Here is a 16434-nt window from a genome sequence, read left to right as displayed (position 1 = left end):
GTACGTCTTCACAGCGGCTTAAATTCGAGCGCGCGATTCTACCATTCTCTCCTAGTGAGGGCTAGCCACAACTGGTGCACGGCGCGCTTGGGTCATCTGCTCAAACGCGTGAGCCGCTTCAATTAGTAGCGCTTCACTGCGAGCGGTTCCAAAAAAGCTCAAGCCCACAGGCATATGCTGAACAAATCCCATTGGTACGGTAATGTGAGGATATCCAGCTACTGCAGCAGCGCCGCTTGCTGAACCTGTGAAATGATCACCATTAATTAAGTCTATCTTCCAAGCTGGGGATACCGTTGGTGCAATTAATAAATCCAATTGATGTTCGTTTAACACCGCATCGATTCCTTCTGCACCGGCTTTACGTTTAGCATCAACTTTCGCCTGTTCGTAAGCCTCTTTGTCCGCTTGGCGTGATACCGACATTTCGAATAACTCTTGTCCGAACCAAGTCATAGTAATGCCCGCATTTGCCTTATTCGCAGCAATAAGATCTTCCAATGAGCTAAACTCAGGATGAGGGCTCTGCTCAAAATAGTCACGCATGCCATGGGCGAACTCGTACAATAAAACCGTGTATTCATCGCCACCCCAGTTACGACCATTAGGAAACTCGAGGCCATCAACAACGATCGCGCCCGCTGCTTTCAATTGTTCAATACGGCCATTGAATACTTCGTCTAACTCGGTATTGTAACCGGCTAAATCACGCATCACGCCAATCCGTTTACCTTTCAAACCATCAGTCTTCAGGTGCTTAATATAGTTCGTGGTGTCGTTATAACTCGCAGTATCTGAGTCATCTACGCCACGCATGGCCTGCAACAAATGAACTGCATCGGCGACACTGCGCGCCATTGGCCCAGCGGTGTCTTGGCTCGCCGAAATAGGAATGATGCCATCGCGACTCAGTAGACCTACTGTTGGTTTAATAGTCACAATACCGTTAATGGCTGCTGGGCAAACTAGGCTACCATCAGTCTCAGTGCCTACAGCAACAGTAATAAAGTTAGCACTTACTGCTGTTGCTGAGCCTGAGCTTGAACCGCAAGCAGTGCGCGATTGATCATATGGATTTTTAACAAGTCCACCCTGGCTACTCCAACCCGATGATGAATTCGTTGAACGAAAATTTGCCCACTCACTCAAGTTTGCTTTACCCAGAATAATGGCGCCAGCTTCGCGTAGTTTCTCAACAATAAATGCATTATCCGGTGGCATATGATTGCGCAGTAAATACGAGCCAGCGGTATTGGGCATGCCATCGGCCGTATCTATATTGTCTTTTAATAGAACCGGGATACCATGCATGGCGCTGCGCACTTGTCCCGCCTTGCGCTGTTCATCGAGTTGCTTTGCAATTTCAATTAATTTTTCTCTATCTTGCACGGTAATGACAGCCTGCAGTTCAGCGCCATCACGATTATGCCGAGCGATTCGGTCTAAATAACGTTCAACCAAAGAAACACTGGTAATTTCACCACGATTCATTTGATGTTGTAATTGCTCAATTGACGGCTCATCAGCCGCCCAGACATTCACACTGAGCAGTGCAAAAAACGCCAACCAGCAAAATGCTTTTATTGTTTTCATTTGTTGTCCTTTCAAGTCACTGATAGATGGCGCTTTGCGCCTGATGAAACCGATGATAAACTGCTGCTCATGAACACACAAGAAACCCAGCGCCTCGTCAACAAGGCCGAAAAATTATGTGAACAACGCGGAGCTCGACTAACGCCAGCTCGTCGCGAGGTTTTTGAGATCCTTGCAGAACAAGAAGGTGCCATTGGTGCCTATGATTTACTTGATAAACTGAAAGCGGCTGTACCGAACGCAAAGCCACCAACGATTTATCGCGCCTTGGACTTCTTACAAGAGCAAGGTTTTGTTCACAAGATCACATCGTCAAATAGCTACGTATTATGTAGTCATTTCGACCACCAACATCCGGTACAAATGCTCATTTGCGAACGCTGTGGTTCCGTTCAAGAAATTCAATCTGATGGCGTGTATGATGCGTTGAAGAAACAGGCAGAGGGTCAAGGTTTCTTAGTGGCTTCGCAAACTATTGAGGCACACGGCCTCTGCAAAGACTGTCGTTAAACAGATGGGCCTAATAATCAGGCCCATCTGGCATTTCCATCTTAGCCAAATTATCAAAGCGTGAATAATGGCCCTGAAATTTTAGCTTTACGCTGCCTATTGGACCATTACGCTGCTTACCAATAATGACTTCTGCCACACCCTTCTCTTCACTTTCTGGGTGGTAAACTTCATCACGATAGATAAACATAATCACGTCGGCGTCTTGCTCAATTGAACCTGATTCACGTAAGTCTGAGTTCACTGGGCGTTTGTTAGTGCGTTGTTCCAATGAACGGTTCAACTGTGACAGCGCGACCACTGGCACCTCTAATTCTTTTGCGAGAGCCTTGAGCGAGCGAGAAATTTCAGCAATTTCAAGGGTTCTATTTTCGGCCATACCTGGCACCGTCATTAATTGCAGGTAATCGACCATGATCATCGATAAGCCACCACTCTCACGATACACTCGGCGGGCTCGTGAACGCACTTCCGTTGGTGTTAAGCCAGATGAATCATCAATATAGATGTTATTTTTATCTTTGAGAATATTAATGGTTGAGGCAATACGTGACCATTCGTCCTCTTCCAGTCGTCCGGTACGGATACGGGTTTGGTCGACATGACTGAGTGATGCGAGCATACGCATCATAATTTGTTCTGACGGCATCTCTAAACTGAACACCAAAACAGGCTTGTCGGAACGCATTGCAATGTTTTCCGCCAAGTTCATAGCAAAGGTTGTTTTACCCATCGATGGCCGGGCCGCGACTATAATTAGATCGGATGGCTGTAAACCAGCTGTCATTTGATCGAGATCGTAAAAACCAGTAGATGCTCCGGTAATACCATTATGATTTTTGCTTCGACTCAATTCGTCAATTCTATCAATGGTCTTTTGCAAAATCGGGGAAATTGGTTGTGGACCTTCATTTTCGTTGGTTCGCTTTTCTGCAATCTGAAATACCTTGCTCTCAGCAAGATCAAGTAACTCACTCGAAGTGCGATTTTGTGTATCAAACCCAGACTCAGCAATTTCATTCGCGACCGCAATCATTTCACGCAATATTGCGCGTTCACGTACAATTTGAGCATACGCTCGGATGTTCGCTGCGCTCGGCGTGTTTTTTGCTATTTCTCCGAGATACGCAAACCCGCCAACATCTTGGAGTTCACCTGATATTTCAAGAACTTCAGAAACAGTAACTAAATCGATTGGTTGCGTGCGCTCAGACAAATGATGCATGGCACGATAAATTAAACGATGGCCGCGATGATAAAAATCATCAGCAATCAGCTCACCGGCAATGGTATCCCACGCTTGATTGTCCAGCATCAAGCCACCAAGGACTGACTGCTCAGCTTCGATGGAATGAGGAGGTGTTTTTATTGCATCAAGTTTGGCATCTTTTGCTTTTTGCTGTCCTTGCCGTGATTGCTTATCGTTGCGCTTGTCTGCCATGAATGTCCCAATGAACTATTTAGAAGTTACCAAGCGAGACTATACAAAATGATGCTCAAGTAAGAAAGCGAATCAGCATAATTTTGCTGATTCGCTTTGCTTTAATGCAAACTTTATTTCTTCAAAACGATATCGCCGCTGACCGTACGGAAGCTCATTGAGCCGCTGCGCTCGCCGAGTTCAAGATTAAGACGCTGACCAATACCAAACGCTGACTCTTCCGCCTTTTGTGACGTTAAATGGTTACGAATCGTACCTCCGGCGCTGGTCTTCGCGTCAATATCAGCATCAATTGAGCCGTTAAACAACATCGTCACTTCACCGCTGACACTCTCAACACTAACACGACCTTCGCGGGCTACTTCCAATTGTGCTTTCACATCACCACTGACGCTATTGACGTGAAGTGATTCGATACGTTGTAAAGCAAGCTCGACTTCGCCGGAAACAGCCTCAACGCGCACAACATTAGCATTTGTCTTGACCTCTACATCGCCACTAACAGTTGAGTAAGTCGCACGTGAACTATCGCTACCATCATCTTTCACATCACCGCTCACACTGCGTAATGCCAACTCACCGGAAAGCGATTTAGCTTCAATATCACCGCTCACTGATTCTAACTGCAACTTACCGGTCAGTTTTTCTGCGTCAATGTCACCGCTCACTGTATTTACAGTCACCGAAGACGTAAAGTTAGCCAAGGTAAAGTCAACTGAAACACCTCGCGCTTCAACTCTTGCCGTTTCCGGCAGCGTGATGGTTAATTCATTACCATCGTCGTCGTTGTAATTGCCACGCTTTGGCATTTCAACTTTAATCGTCAGGGTGTCGCCATTTAACTCAAACACAAACTTCTCTGCATGTTTATCTAAACGCCCAGCTACGTGAGCAACGTTTTTTGATCCGCCACGAATATCGACATCACCACGCATGGTATCGATGACAACGCGCGCATTCGCTGGAATATCGAGCTTCTGGTCCACACGTTCACCTTGCGCGTGCGCTGAAAACGATAGCGCAATCATGACGGCGCCAATCAACATATTTAATACTTTCATGGTTGTACTCCTCTTACACCTGTTGATAGGTGCGTGGTTGTTGATACATGACTTTTAATAAATCGAGTTCTTGTTGATGTAACCATTGCAAAAACTGCCATAGCTCGCTGTTATCAGGATCAAGACGTAGTTGCTCAGTTACTTGCACAGCAGCGCTACGCAGTTGATCGAGTTCCGCTTGTAGCTCTGAAAATGACGGCTGTAATCCGGCATCTTCAAAGTTCGTTAATAGAATTTGACGTTGTTGCTGATGTTGCTGGTTCACCATAGTTAGCAATTCAAGCTGTTGTCCATTTACAGCGTTACTTCCTGAATTCATTGATAAACTCAAGGTAATACCGGCGACAACAAATAGTGAAGCGGCCGCACTGGTAAACCAAAGCCAATAATGATGAGACTGGCGCTTCAACGTCACTTGGCCACGGCTTATACTCGCCTCAATACCTCGCCAAAGATCGCGCGGTGGCGTAACCTCACGGTTTTCTTCCGTAGCTTGCTGAATAAGCGCATCAAGTTTTGGGGTTTGTTTCTCAGGCGTTGTCATAGCTAAGCCACTCCTCTAAAAGACCACGGGCGCGATGCACTTGAGCTTTGCTTGTTCCCACTGCGATACCTAACTCATCGGCAACGTCTTCGTGGCGCATACCCTCTAAGCAATGCAACACGAAAACCCAGCGCATCTGTAACGGTAACCGCGTAAGTAGTTGGTCAAGCACATTCAAGTCAGCACTATCTTCATGCACAAGCTGTTGTTCATATTGCACCTGGTCATCTCCAGCAAGCTGTAATTTATTCAATCGCTTGGTTTGCTTGCGTAACTCGGTAATGGCAACTCGCGTCGCCACTGTATGTAACCAAGTGCTAAATTTACTTTCACCACGAAAGCGCTCGAGGTTTTTCCACAACTGAATAAATACCTCCTGCGTCACGTCTTGCGCAGCGTCCTGATCTGCTGCCAAGCGCAGAACCAATCCATAGACGCGTCGATGATGACGCTCGTAGATGTCACGAAAAGCTTCGAGATCACCCCCTGCAGCGCGTTTCGCCAGCGCAATATCAGGGTCGTCAAACTGTGTTGATGTAAGAATCTGGGCTGTCACTGTTAGTCCTTGATTGCAGTTGGTACAGCGTGTTGCATTTGTCTTGTTTCTTTAGTCGCAGGAATAATTAGCAAGGTTTACACGGCTCGAAAAATTTCCAAAAAAAAAGCTGCCCAAATGGACAGCTCTTTTGATTGTCTAACTGTGACTAAATTAGTCAGCAGCAACAACTTGCAATTTAACAGTTGCAAATACGTCTGAGTGCAAGTGCAACTCGATATCGTATTCACCAACTTCACGCAAGGTGCCGTTTGGCAACAATACTTCAGCTTTCACAACGTCTACGCCAGCAGCAGTAACTGCATCAGCGATGTCGCGAGTACCGATTGAACCAAACAATTTACCTTCGTCACCAGCTTTAGAGCTGATTACTACAGGCTCAAGTGCATTGATTTTCTCTGCACGTGCTTGCGCAGCCGCTAACTCTTCTGCCAATTTAGCTTCAAGTTCAGCACGACGCTCTTCAAATACTTTAATGTTCGCTTCGGTTGCAGGAACTGCTTTACCTTGTGGGAACAAAAAGTTACGTGCATAGCCAGACTTAACTGAAACCTGGTCACCCAAGCTACCTAAGTTGGCAATTTTGTCTAATAGAATGATTTCCATTGTACGCTACCTCTGAGTTTCTGAGATCGTTCGCGATGCCGGCTTACTGATGTGAATCAGTGTAAGGCAGCAACGACAAGTAACGTGCACGTTTAATTGCACGCGCCAACTGACGCTGGTACTTCGCAGAAGTGCCAGTGATGCGGCTAGGAACGATTTTGCCACTCTCAGTGATATAGTTTTTCAGAGTAGCGATATCTTTGTAATCAATTTCTTTAACGCCTTCAGCCTTAAAGCGGCAGAATTTACGGCGACGGAAAAAACGAGCCATGATGGTCTCCTCAAATCTTCACAAGTTGCTGGGCGTGTAGTACCAATTTGCCAATACCGTTTTTATCTTCAATTCGATTCAAAAAACCAGTGACTTGTACTGCAGTTCCAACGTTTAATTCTTTTGCCCACTGTGCTGCGCTATCACCGCTTATTACAACAACTATACGAACATAGCTGCGGCGCGGTAATCCGGCTTCAATTTGCTCAGACAAGTGTTCTAGAACAAATCGTAAATGGCTAATGCCGGCCGGGCTGTGCGTCAATTGCGGCGGTTTTATAACCGAGCCACTGACTTGATAGTGATTTTGCACAGGCTCCACAGTAGTAGACACAACGTATTGGCTTATGCCGCTTCGCTGTCGTCTTGCTCTTCGTTACGGCTTTCGCTCTTACGCGGCTCGTCTTTCTTGCTCAATGGAGAAGCTTCAGTTACTGCTTCTTTCTTGCGCATGATCATGCTACGTAATACTGCATCGTTGTAGCGGAAAGCTGTTTCCAACTCTTCAACAACTTCAGCAGTCGCTTCGATGTTCATCAACACATAGTGTGCTTTGTGCAACTTGTTGATTGGGTATGCCAACTGACGACGGCCCCAGTCTTCTAAACGATGAATGGTACCGTTACCTGATTTAATGGTCTCGCTGTAACGCTCGATCATGCCAGGTACTTGCTCGCTCTGGTCTGGATGGACCATGAATACGATTTCATAATGACGCATTTCTGCTCCTTATGGTTCATAGCTACTAACTGGCTCAGTCACACCCTCAGCAGCAAGGAACGCTTTTTAAATGAATAAAATACTTCAGACTGATTTAAGCGGCGGGATTTTAGCCTATAACGGTTGCAATCACAAGTTTGATTGCGCTTCGTGGCCGTTTTCTACAAGCTCAATTAAAATTTTCACATACTGTTCTGGTAATGCACCGAAAGTTGCCATAGGCCCCTGCACTTTAAAACGTTGGACTGAGCTGGCGTTGCCTTCAGTTGATGGCGCATTCAGTTGGCCATTTATCTGCAATAATTCATTATGTGAAACAGTAACTTCTAATTGCCAACCATAACTTTCCTGCTGGTCTAAAAGTCGCCATTCATGGCGACTTTCAATACGCTCGCGCACATCAAATAAGACATCCTCTAGCTGCTGAGCGTCGGCGGTTGCCTGTACTTGGTAGGTCACATATAAAAATGGCTTGTTCGAGCGCTCGCCAGGGTCAAGATCGCCGAGTGGTAACCACGCCAAAGCCAGCATCACAATAACTAATGCCGCTATAAATAGCGGTTTCCAACCGCGTTTAACTGCCATGACGCTGTCGCACCGCCTCATATAAACACACGCCTGTCGCTACCGATACGTTTAAACTACTTACGGTGCCCAGCAATGGAATCTTAATTAATTCATCGCACGTTTCGCGAGTGAGTCGACGCATGCCATCACCCTCAGCTCCCATGACAATTGCTACTGGCCCTTTTAGGTCGACAGCGTATAGTTCTTGGGTCGCTTCACCGGCGGTACCAATTACCCAAATTTGCTTGTCTTGCAGTTGCCTAAGGGTGCGCGCTAAGTTGGTCACTTGCACAAACGGAACCGTTTCTGCTGCACCACTTGCCACTTTGCGAACGACAGGAGTAATCGAAGCCGATTTGTCTTTCGGTACGATGACGGCAGTCACACCAGCCGCATCGGCGGTGCGTAAACATGCTCCGAGATTATGCGGGTCGGTGACACCATCTAAGACTAGAAACAAGGCTTTATTACCAGCCTTATCACATAAGCCATCTAAATCATTCTCAGTCATCTGCGGCGCTTCTAGTGCGGTAATCGCTATACCCTGATGATTACCACCTTCAGCTTTCTTATCTAAGGTTGCCTTCGGCACAAACTGCACACGCAACCCTAACCTTTGGGCCTGACTGACTAGCAGTTGTAACGGTTTATCTTGACGCTCACGCGTCGCAAACACCTCAACCAAACGTTCAGGGTGTTGCTCTAACAAAGCTCGTACCGAGTGCATACCAAATATTGTAATCTTCTTGCTCATGGGGATACTTAGCTCACTTTCTTACTTTTTTATGTTTCGGCTTTTTGCCCTTGCGTGCCGCTTCGGTCGCTTTACGCTTCGATTTTATGCGTGCTTTCGTAGCTTGCTTCTTCTGCTTCTTGCTATTTGCCGGCGGTTTGCGCTGTTCGTCTCGCCTACCAGTTTGACGGGCCTGCGGTAGGCGGCTTTTGCCTAAAGGACTTTCTGCAGAAAGCAAGTTGAGATCGATTTTGCGCTCATCCAAATCAACTGACTTGACGCGGATGCGGACTTTATCACCTAATCGATAAACAATTCGACTATTTTCACCGATCAGCATCTGCTTATCGCCGTCATACTGATAATAATCGTTCGACAGGTTACTGATGTGCACTAAACCATCAATTTGCATGTCATCAATACGCACAAATAAACCAAAGTTTGTCACAGATGCAATAACACCACCAAACTCAGAACCAATGTGATCTTGCATATATTCGCACTTGAGCCACTCATCGACTTGGCGCGTCGCATCATCAGCGCGACGTTCGGTCATCGAACAATGCGCCCCCAACTCATCTAGCTGATCATCAGGATACATCCATGCACCTTCAAGCGCTGAGTTTGGCCCCTGCTGTTTTTTCAGCAGCGCTTTAATGGCTCGATGCAAAATCAAATCAGGATAACGGCGAATAGGCGACGTAAAATGCGCATATTCATCCAGCGCCAAGCCAAAGTGCCCGGCGTTATCTGGACTATAAACAGCCTGTTGCATGGAGCGTAACAACATGGTCTGGATCAGTTCGGCATCGGGGCGCTCAGCGACTTGCTGCAATACTTCGGTATAATCTCGTGGACTCGGGTCATCTGAACCTTTCATGGTGATGCCAAGTTCAGCTAGGAAGCTACGAAATGCGCTGAGCCGTTCCGTTGATGGCGGCTCGTGAATCCGAAATAGCGCTCCCGCCTCTTCATGCCTTTCAATTAAGCGGGCAGTCGCAACGTTTGCCATAATCATACATTCTTCGATGATGGTGTGAGCGACATTTCGACGCACTGGCTCTATTGATTCGATCTTTCTTTGCGCATTAAAAATAAAACGCGTTTCTAACGTTTCAAATTCAATGGCGGCTCGTTGCTGACGAGCTTTTTTGAGCACCTTAAATAATCCATGCAAATGCTCAATGTTACTCATTACGTGGTCATATTCGCCACGTAACTTGGGGTCGCCCTCTAAAATTGCAGCAACCTTGGTATACGTAAGTCGAGCATGTGAATTCATCACTGCTGGATAGAATTTAGATTTTTGCAGCTTACCGCGCCCGTTAATTTCCATCTCAGCGACCATACATAACCGATCGACATCAGGATTCAACGAACACAACCCATTTGAAAGTTTTTCGGGCAGCATAGGCACAACGAAGTTGGGGAAATAGACTGAGTTCCCGCGCTCTAAAGCATCTTTATCAAGCGCAGTATTCGGACGCACATAATAACTCACGTCGGCGATTGCCACCCACAAACGCCAGCCATCACCATACGGCTCAGCACACACCGCATCATCAAAATCGCGAGAATCATCGCCGTCTATGGTTATCAACGGTAACTGGCGTAAGTCAACGCGTCCTTCGTAGGCTTCCGGTGGCACGGTTTCACCAAATCGCGCCAGCTCTTGCTCTACCGCCGCTGACCAAGTATTTGGAATGTCGTGTTCACGAATGGCAATTTCAATTTCCATACCCGGTGCCATATGTTCACCAAGTACTTTGGTGATGTTACCGAGTGGACTGCTTCGCCGCGTTGGCCGCTGAGTAATCTCAACAACAACGATTTGCCCATGTCGAGCGCCATTAGCTTGCCCTTCGGGGATTAAAATATCCTGACTAATTCGGCTATCGTCGGGCACGACCATGCCAATATTGTGCTCTACAAAATAGCGTCCAACAATATCGCCTTGGCGTGGTTCAATTACTCGAACGACACGTCCTTCAATTCGACCTTTACTGTCAGTGCCTTGTTGCTGAACCAGCACTTTATCGCCGTGCAACACGTTATACATTTGGTGATGAGGAATAAATAAATCGGCACCGCCCTCGTCCGGTCGGCAAAATGCAAAACCATCGCGATGCCCGATGACTCTGCCTTTGATTAAATTCATTCGATCTGGCAAACCGTAGGCATTAGCCTTGGTATAAATAAGTTGGCCGTCGCGTTCCATGGCCCGCAATCGGCGCTTCATTCCGATATGTTGACGCTCGTCGATCAATTGGAATTGTTCGATTAACTCTTCGAAGCGCATTGGCTTAAGGCGCGCTTTTACTGCTTCGAGAAGTTGCTCACGCGAGGGTATCTCTACTTCATATTCGGGGGTTTCGTTTTCTTTAGATGTCATAATTTCTCAAATTGGCAATGCGTTCTTGCACTGAAAGAATAACCTAAGCATAACAGGTTATTCGTTATTCGTTATTCGTTATTCGTTATTCGTTATTCGTTATTCGTTAAACATAAGACCAAAGCTTAAGAACGCAAGTTCATTGCAGCTAAAGAAGTTATTCCGCAGAATTGGATTTGAATTTATCGAACAGCGAAGCGGACGAACAGCGAAGCGGACGACCAGCGAAGCGAACGAATAACGAACAACGCTTTTGTTTTTGTTTTTTCGAATAACCAGTAACGAATAACGATTAAGTTTTTTGGAAGTGGTGCCTAGGGTCGGACTCGAACCGACACGGGTTTTATCCCGGCGGATTTTGAATCCGCTGCGTCTACCAATTTCGCCACCCAGGCACTGGGGACTTTTGCGCTAGCTTGGCTAGCTGAAGTATGGTGCGCATTATACTGAACCATTACAGTCAATCAAGACATTTTAATGAACATTTGTTTGTTCGATTATTTCATGACCAAATTGATTTAAAAATTAGTGTTGCAACGCCAGTTTTGGTTAAGATAATACCCATCAATTTTAATGAGAGACTGATTAGCAGCAATGACCGTTCAATCTGAAGAATTAAATCAAGACCCGCCTCGAACAACGGCGCAAATTCATGCAAGCTTTCCGAGTGCTGGGTTCTTTCGACGTTTAGCGGCAATGGTTTATGATTTGTTGGTTGCTGTTGCCATATTAATGTTGGCCTCGGGTATTGCCATGTTATTACCGGGCATACTCAGTAAAGCGGGCATAATTGAGCTTACCGAATCATTCACGGCTGCCGATTGGCTGAATCAAACGCCATTGTACGGTATTTATCTAATGACTGTACTTGGCCTATTTTTCGGTTGGTTTTGGTGGCGCAGTGGGCAAACAATTGGTATGCGGGCATGGCGATTAAAAGTACAGCAACGACACGGCCAACGTTTAACCAAGAAGCAAGCATTCATCCGCATTATCACCTGCGCATTTGGTCTTGGTAACTTGTGGGTTTTAGTCGATTTTAAGAATCGGCGGGCTTGGCACGACTACGCTGCCGGCACTGAGCTTGTTACCCTGTCAAAAGAAGCCAACCAACTCTATTACTGGAAAGAATTATAGATATTGATTGCTCTGCGCCACGGTTAACTGCCGCGGCGCCCCATCATCCAAAGTGCCCAAGCGGCAAACAATAAACTCGGTAACAGCGCACCCAGTACTGGTGGCAGTTGATACACCTGTGCCATCGGACCAAAGATTTCATTACTGACATGGAAGCCAAAACCGGTGATTACCCCCAGTAGGATACGTGCCCCCATAGTGGTTGAACGTAGCGGTCCAAAGATAAAAGACAGTGCAACCAGCAACATAACGGCGACGGTTAATGGTGCCAATAACTTACGCCAAAGCGCTAACTCGTAGCGTTCTGCAGCTTGTCGGTTACTTTTCAGATATTCTAAATAGTCCACCAACCCGCGAATCGACAATGATTCCGGCTTAACTGTCACCACCCCAAGTTTGTCGGGGGTTAACGATGATTGCCACATAAATGCTGGCTGTGACGATTGAATGATTTTTTCAAGGGTATATTGCGTTTTCGTAACATCGACAAGACGCCATTGATCGGCAGCATATGTTGCTGTTTTGCCTTGCGTGATCGATTCTAATTCATTGTTTTGATCAAAATTATAAATAGTAACGTCGCGCAGTCTTCCCGTATTCTCAACTTCGCCAATATTGACGAAGCTCAAACCATCCCGGGCCCATATACCTTGCTGCGCTGAAATCAAGCTACCGCCTGAAATCGCCCGAGCTCGCAGTTCGCGACCATGTGATTCAAGCTCTGGTGCAATCCATTCCCCCATCGCCATAACCGCTAACATCATCACCACAGCTGCTTTCATTACGGAACCGACAATATTTAACCGCGACCGCCCTGCTGCTAGCATCACGACAAGCTCAGAGTTACTGGCCAACATCCCCATGCCGATAAGTCCGCCGAGCAATGCGGCCATGGGAAAAAACACTTCGATATCGCGTGGTAGGCTATAGAGCACAAATAAACCAGCATCAGCTACCGAATAAGTACCTTTACCGACAGATTTTAACTGCTCAACGAAGCGAATCAGACTTGATAGACCACTCAGCACGGCCAAACTGAGTAATGACGTGACTAGCACCGAGCGCGCAATGTAACGATCAAGAATTGAAAACATTAGCGTGACCTCTTCAGCTTAGCCATAGCTCTTAGCCCCCAAGGCCTTCCTTTACCGATTAATGCAACTCCGCAAACCAATAGCAAAATATGTATCCACCACAAGCCTATCGTTGGCGGAATTGCTTCATCAGCAACCGCTGAACGTGCCGCCATGAGTGTCAAAAAATAACCGAGGTATATTAATAACGCTGGTGCCATTCGCGCGAACTTGCCCTGACGCGGATTCACCCGACTCAAAGGCACTGCAATGAGCGTCAATAACGGCATTGCTAACGGTATAGCAATACGCCACTGCAGCTCTGCCTGGGCTTCAGCATCTTGCTCTTGCATCAGTTCTAAGGTGCTGTAGGCTTCCAGTTTACGGATATACTCAGAGCCCTCTTGTTCCTTAATCTGCAACTGATAATCATCAAACTGCATGATCTGATACTCGCCCTCAACAAAACTTTGAGCGTAACGCATACCATTATTCAAAACGAGTGTCTGCGCCCCAGTTTCGGCAGCGAGAACGCTTCCACGATCAGCCATAACAGCACTGCCGCCGATAACCTGATCATTTTCATCGCGCAATGATTGTGCGACGAATACCTCATCGAGATCACCGTTATCAGTCAATCCTTGTACGTAAATCACCGCCTTCTGGTTACTCGCCTGTTGAAAACGTCCTGGCATAATCACACTGAGTCCGCTTTCACTGCGCGCTTTTTCTTCAACAACGCGCTCTTGTTCGAGTGACCAAGGCACCAGATAAAGCGTCATCGTCGCAGTGATTATCGCCAATACAACCGAGAGAACCAACGTAACTCGTGTAACATACCATTCGCTGACACCGCAAGCATGGAGTACGGTCATTTCGTTGTCGGCGTATATACGTCCATGTGCTAACAAAATACCTAAAAATAGACTCAATGGCAGGATAAGTGCAGCTAAAGCAGGAAGGTTTAATCCGAGCAATTGAATGACAATGTTGCTTGGAATTTCACCGGCTGAAGCATCAGCCAATACGCGAACAAACTTCTGACTCACAAATATAGTCATCAACACCACCAATACGGCGATTTGAGACTTAAATGTTTCACGTATTAAATAGCGAAATATGCGCACTGAAACCCACTCTTAACATTGCTTTTTACTGGAAATGCTGCGAATTTTAAGTAAACTTGTCATTTTAACAAGAATTATTCTACGACAGCGATCCACTGTCAACCGCAACCAACGGGAGCACATATGGAGTTCAGCGTAAAAAGCGGCAGTCCTGAGAAGCAACGTTCTGCCTGTGTCGTGGTCGGTGTTTATGAACCACGCCGCCTATCCGGTGTAGCAGAGCAACTCGATAAAGTCAGCGGCGGTTACCTTAGTAACCTATTACGCCGCGGTGACCTCGAAGGTAAATCAGGTCAGATGCTACTGTTACACAACGTTCCTAATATATTTAGCGAGCGTGTATTGCTCGTAGGTTGTGGTAAGGAACGCGAGCTCGATGAACGTCAGTATAAACAAATTATAGAAAAAACCATCCATACTTTGAACGAAACCGGTTCAATGGAGGCGGTTTGTTTTCTCAGTGAGCTCCACGTTAAAGGTCGTGATACCTATTGGAAGGTGCGCCAAGCGGTTGAAGCCGCACAAGGCTGTCTCTACACATTCAATCAATTGAAGACTCGTAAAGAAGAGCCGCGTCGACCACTTCGTAAGCTTGTTTTTAACGTTCCAACGCGTCGTGAATTACCGCTTAGCGAAAAAGCCATTGCTCATGGTCTCGCTGTAGCTAAAGGCATGTCAATTTGCCGCGACGTGGCGAACATGCCACCGAATATTTGCACACCACGATATTTAGCTGAGCGTTGTGAAGAACTCGCAACGAATTACGATAACCTCTCGTTTAACGCTGTAACCGAACAAGAAATGGCTGAACTCGGGATGCATGCTTACCTTGCTGTCGGTCGTGGTTCAGAAAACGAATCGGTGTTGAGCCTGTTGCATTATCAAGGCGCAGCAAAAGAGCAGGCACCTATCGTTTTAGTTGGCAAAGGGTTGACCTTTGATGCTGGTGGTATTTCGATTAAGCCAGCAGCAAATATGGATGAAATGAAATACGATATGGGTGGCGCTGCAGCCGTACTAGGTGCCATGCAAGCTATCGCTGAATTACAATTACCAATCAACGTTATCGGCGCCATTGCCGGCTGTGAAAACATGCCAGATGGTCGCGCTTATCGGCCGGGCGACGTGCTGACAACCATGAGCGGTCAAACTGTTGAAGTATTGAATACTGACGCTGAAGGGCGCTTGGTATTATGTGATACCCTAACTTACGTCGAGCGTTTTGAGCCAGAAGCTGTGGTCGATATCGCGACACTAACTGGCGCCTGTATCGTCGCACTTGGACATCACGCCAGTGGCTTAATGAGTAGTCATAACCCATTAGCTCATGAGTTATTATCGGCGTCAGAACAAAGCGGCGACCGAGCGTGGAGATTGCCGCTGTGGGATGAATACCAAGATGCGCTAGATAGTCCTTTTGCTGATATGGCTAACCTTGGTGGACGTGATGCTGGAACCATTACCGCAGCATGTTTCTTATCAAGATTTACCAAAAAGTATCATTGGGCTCATCTTGATATCGCCGGCACAGCATGGCGTAGTGGCGCGAAAAAAGGTGCAACCGGAAGACCGGTTCCTTTGCTAACCCAATTTATCATTAATCGAACCGCCTCTGGCGAACAGGATTAAGTCAAGCACATTATGGCCCAAGGCATTTTCTACGTACTCGATAACCTCACTGAAGAACAGCAACTGCAGTTCTTTTGCGAGCGCATTACTCAAGCATGGCGTGAGTTTCGCAGTGTGCGTGTGTGGTGCCCAAGCCAAGCCGCTGCTGAGCAATTGGATGAAGCCTTATGGCAAGCACCCGTTGACGCTTTTGTACCGCACAACCTCGTCGGTGAAGGTCCGCCACAAGGCGCGCCGGTCGAATTGTGCTGGCCCGAAGCGAATGTGCCGCAACGACGCACAGCGGCTATTGTCAATTTGATGGACGACATCCCAAACTGGCAAGGTGCTCGACTTATACTAGAACGTGTTCCAGCCGCAGAGCACGAGCGTCAGGCCGCACGTGAAAGATACAAAACTTATCGTCATCAAGGTGTTGAATTACAAACCGTAAAAGCATCTGAGCAGATAAATTCATTAACCAAATAGAACGAA

Annotated in this window: 18 protein-coding genes and 1 tRNA gene; 4 read left to right on the top strand and 15 right to left on the bottom strand. The window is 46.7% G+C overall.

Going from position 1 to position 16434, the window contains the following annotated elements; genetic code table 11:
• Positions 1-51 precede the first annotated feature (51 nt).
• A complete protein-coding gene (locus tag BM292_RS00360) occupies positions 52-1593 on the bottom strand; it encodes an amidase (protein WP_092854191.1) in 1542 nt (513 codons plus the stop codon).
• A 69-nt stretch (positions 1594-1662) separates the two neighbouring features.
• Here BM292_RS00360 and zur point away from each other — a divergent pair, with 69 nt between their 5' ends.
• The gene (gene zur, locus BM292_RS00355) at positions 1663-2103 is read left to right on the top strand and encodes a zinc uptake transcriptional repressor Zur (RefSeq protein WP_092856791.1); all 441 of its coding nucleotides are present in this window, start codon (positions 1663-1665) and stop codon (positions 2101-2103) included.
• 10 nt (positions 2104-2113) lie between these two features.
• On the opposite strand, the gene dnaB is transcribed toward zur, so the two are convergent.
• The 12 genes from dnaB to BM292_RS00295 all read right to left on the bottom strand — a co-directional run bounded on the left by dnaB (position 2114) and on the right by BM292_RS00295 (position 11389).
• Positions 2114-3544 (bottom strand): replicative DNA helicase, encoded by a 1431-nt coding sequence (dnaB, locus tag BM292_RS00350; RefSeq protein WP_092854189.1) that lies wholly within the window; start codon positions 3542-3544, stop codon positions 2114-2116.
• Between the two features lie 113 nt (positions 3545-3657).
• Complete coding sequence (locus BM292_RS00345; RefSeq protein ID WP_092854187.1) at positions 3658-4605, bottom strand: DUF4097 family beta strand repeat-containing protein; 948 nt, start codon at positions 4603-4605, stop codon at positions 3658-3660.
• Positions 4606-4618: 13 nt separating this feature from the next.
• Positions 4619-5149 (bottom strand): hypothetical protein, encoded by a 531-nt coding sequence (locus BM292_RS00340; RefSeq protein WP_092854185.1) that lies wholly within the window; start codon positions 5147-5149, stop codon positions 4619-4621.
• The gene (locus BM292_RS00335; RefSeq protein ID WP_245751784.1) at positions 5136-5705 is read right to left on the bottom strand and encodes an RNA polymerase sigma factor; all 570 of its coding nucleotides are present in this window, start codon (positions 5703-5705) and stop codon (positions 5136-5138) included. The genes BM292_RS00340 and BM292_RS00335 overlap by 14 nt, the downstream gene beginning before the upstream one ends.
• Positions 5706-5858: 153 nt before the next feature.
• Entirely contained in the window at positions 5859-6311 is a 453-nt protein-coding gene (gene rplI, locus BM292_RS00330) for a 50S ribosomal protein L9 (RefSeq protein WP_092854183.1), read from the bottom strand.
• A 43-nt stretch (positions 6312-6354) separates the two neighbouring features.
• Positions 6355-6582, bottom strand: a complete 228-nt coding sequence (gene rpsR, locus BM292_RS00325) for a 30S ribosomal protein S18 (RefSeq protein WP_006956988.1) — start codon at positions 6580-6582, stop codon at positions 6355-6357.
• A 10-nt stretch (positions 6583-6592) separates the two neighbouring features.
• A complete protein-coding gene (gene priB / locus BM292_RS00320; protein ID WP_233340218.1) occupies positions 6593-6916 on the bottom strand; it encodes a primosomal replication protein N in 324 nt (107 codons plus the stop codon).
• 11 nt (positions 6917-6927) lie between these two features.
• Positions 6928-7302, bottom strand: coding sequence for a 30S ribosomal protein S6 (gene rpsF, locus BM292_RS00315; protein WP_092854179.1), 375 nt, complete (start codon positions 7300-7302; stop codon positions 6928-6930).
• Between the two features lie 129 nt (positions 7303-7431).
• Entirely contained in the window at positions 7432-7887 is a 456-nt protein-coding gene (locus tag BM292_RS00310) for a hypothetical protein (protein WP_092854177.1), read from the bottom strand.
• Positions 7877-8623 (bottom strand): 23S rRNA (guanosine(2251)-2'-O)-methyltransferase RlmB, encoded by a 747-nt coding sequence (rlmB, locus tag BM292_RS00305; protein WP_092854175.1) that lies wholly within the window; start codon positions 8621-8623, stop codon positions 7877-7879. The genes BM292_RS00310 and rlmB overlap by 11 nt, the downstream gene beginning before the upstream one ends.
• 13 nt (positions 8624-8636) lie before the next feature.
• Positions 8637-10994 (bottom strand): ribonuclease R, encoded by a 2358-nt coding sequence (gene rnr, locus BM292_RS00300; protein WP_092854173.1) that lies wholly within the window; start codon positions 10992-10994, stop codon positions 8637-8639.
• Positions 10995-11302: 308 nt separating this feature from the next.
• A tRNA-Leu gene (locus BM292_RS00295) sits at positions 11303-11389 on the bottom strand.
• Positions 11390-11588: 199 nt separating this feature from the next.
• Here BM292_RS00295 and BM292_RS00290 point away from each other — a divergent pair.
• Complete coding sequence (locus BM292_RS00290) at positions 11589-12131, top strand: RDD family protein (RefSeq protein ID WP_092854171.1); 543 nt, start codon at positions 11589-11591, stop codon at positions 12129-12131.
• A gap of 23 nt (positions 12132-12154) precedes the next feature.
• Here the strand turns inward: BM292_RS00290 and lptG are convergent, their stop codons facing one another.
• Positions 12155-13225: an LPS export ABC transporter permease LptG gene (lptG, locus tag BM292_RS00285; protein ID WP_092854169.1), complete on the bottom strand. Its 1071-nt coding sequence runs from the start codon at positions 13223-13225 to the stop codon at positions 12155-12157.
• Positions 13225-14331 (bottom strand): LPS export ABC transporter permease LptF, encoded by a 1107-nt coding sequence (lptF, locus tag BM292_RS00280; RefSeq protein ID WP_092854167.1) that lies wholly within the window; start codon positions 14329-14331, stop codon positions 13225-13227. Before lptF ends, lptG begins: the two co-directional genes overlap by 1 nt.
• 123 nt (positions 14332-14454) lie before the next feature.
• On the opposite strand from lptF, the gene pepA reads away from it, so the two are divergent.
• Positions 14455-15960: a leucyl aminopeptidase gene (gene pepA / locus BM292_RS00275; RefSeq protein ID WP_092854165.1), complete on the top strand. Its 1506-nt coding sequence runs from the start codon at positions 14455-14457 to the stop codon at positions 15958-15960.
• A 12-nt stretch (positions 15961-15972) separates the two neighbouring features.
• Positions 15973-16428 (top strand): DNA polymerase III subunit chi, encoded by a 456-nt coding sequence (locus BM292_RS00270; protein WP_092854163.1) that lies wholly within the window; start codon positions 15973-15975, stop codon positions 16426-16428.
• Positions 16429-16434: the final 6 nt, after the last annotated feature.

This window comes from Pseudidiomarina tainanensis (assembly GCF_900115255.1).
Taxonomy (GTDB): domain Bacteria; phylum Pseudomonadota; class Gammaproteobacteria; order Enterobacterales; family Alteromonadaceae; genus Pseudidiomarina; species Pseudidiomarina tainanensis.
Note: the sequence above shows the minus strand (reverse complement) of the source record. Positions and strands in the feature narration are given on the sequence as shown.

What these genes read in the sequence shown, in the direction of transcription:
- BM292_RS00360 (WP_092854191.1), bottom strand. Translation starts at nt 1,593, where the DNA reads ATGAAAACAATAAAAGCATTTTGCTGGTTGGCGTTTTTTGCACTGCTC.
- zur (WP_092856791.1), top strand. Translation starts at nt 1,663, where the DNA reads ATGAACACACAAGAAACCCAGCGCCTCGTCAACAAGGCCGAAAAATTA.
- dnaB (WP_092854189.1), bottom strand. Translation starts at nt 3,544, where the DNA reads ATGGCAGACAAGCGCAACGATAAGCAATCACGGCAAGGACAGCAAAAA.
- BM292_RS00345 (WP_092854187.1), bottom strand. Translation starts at nt 4,605, where the DNA reads ATGAAAGTATTAAATATGTTGATTGGCGCCGTCATGATTGCGCTATCG.
- BM292_RS00340 (WP_092854185.1), bottom strand. Translation starts at nt 5,149, where the DNA reads ATGACAACGCCTGAGAAACAAACCCCAAAACTTGATGCGCTTATTCAG.
- rplI (WP_092854183.1), bottom strand. Translation starts at nt 6,311, where the DNA reads ATGGAAATCATTCTATTAGACAAAATTGCCAACTTAGGTAGCTTGGGT.
- rpsR (WP_006956988.1), bottom strand. Translation starts at nt 6,582, where the DNA reads ATGGCTCGTTTTTTCCGTCGCCGTAAATTCTGCCGCTTTAAGGCTGAA.
- rpsF (WP_092854179.1), bottom strand. Translation starts at nt 7,302, where the DNA reads ATGCGTCATTATGAAATCGTATTCATGGTCCATCCAGACCAGAGCGAG.
- BM292_RS00310 (WP_092854177.1), bottom strand. Translation starts at nt 7,887, where the DNA reads ATGGCAGTTAAACGCGGTTGGAAACCGCTATTTATAGCGGCATTAGTT.
- rlmB (WP_092854175.1), bottom strand. Translation starts at nt 8,623, where the DNA reads ATGAGCAAGAAGATTACAATATTTGGTATGCACTCGGTACGAGCTTTG.
- rnr (WP_092854173.1), bottom strand. Translation starts at nt 10,994, where the DNA reads ATGACATCTAAAGAAAACGAAACCCCCGAATATGAAGTAGAGATACCC.
- BM292_RS00290 (WP_092854171.1), top strand. Translation starts at nt 11,589, where the DNA reads ATGACCGTTCAATCTGAAGAATTAAATCAAGACCCGCCTCGAACAACG.
- lptG (WP_092854169.1), bottom strand. Translation starts at nt 13,225, where the DNA reads ATGTTTTCAATTCTTGATCGTTACATTGCGCGCTCGGTGCTAGTCACG.
- pepA (WP_092854165.1), top strand. Translation starts at nt 14,455, where the DNA reads ATGGAGTTCAGCGTAAAAAGCGGCAGTCCTGAGAAGCAACGTTCTGCC.
- BM292_RS00270 (WP_092854163.1), top strand. Translation starts at nt 15,973, where the DNA reads ATGGCCCAAGGCATTTTCTACGTACTCGATAACCTCACTGAAGAACAG.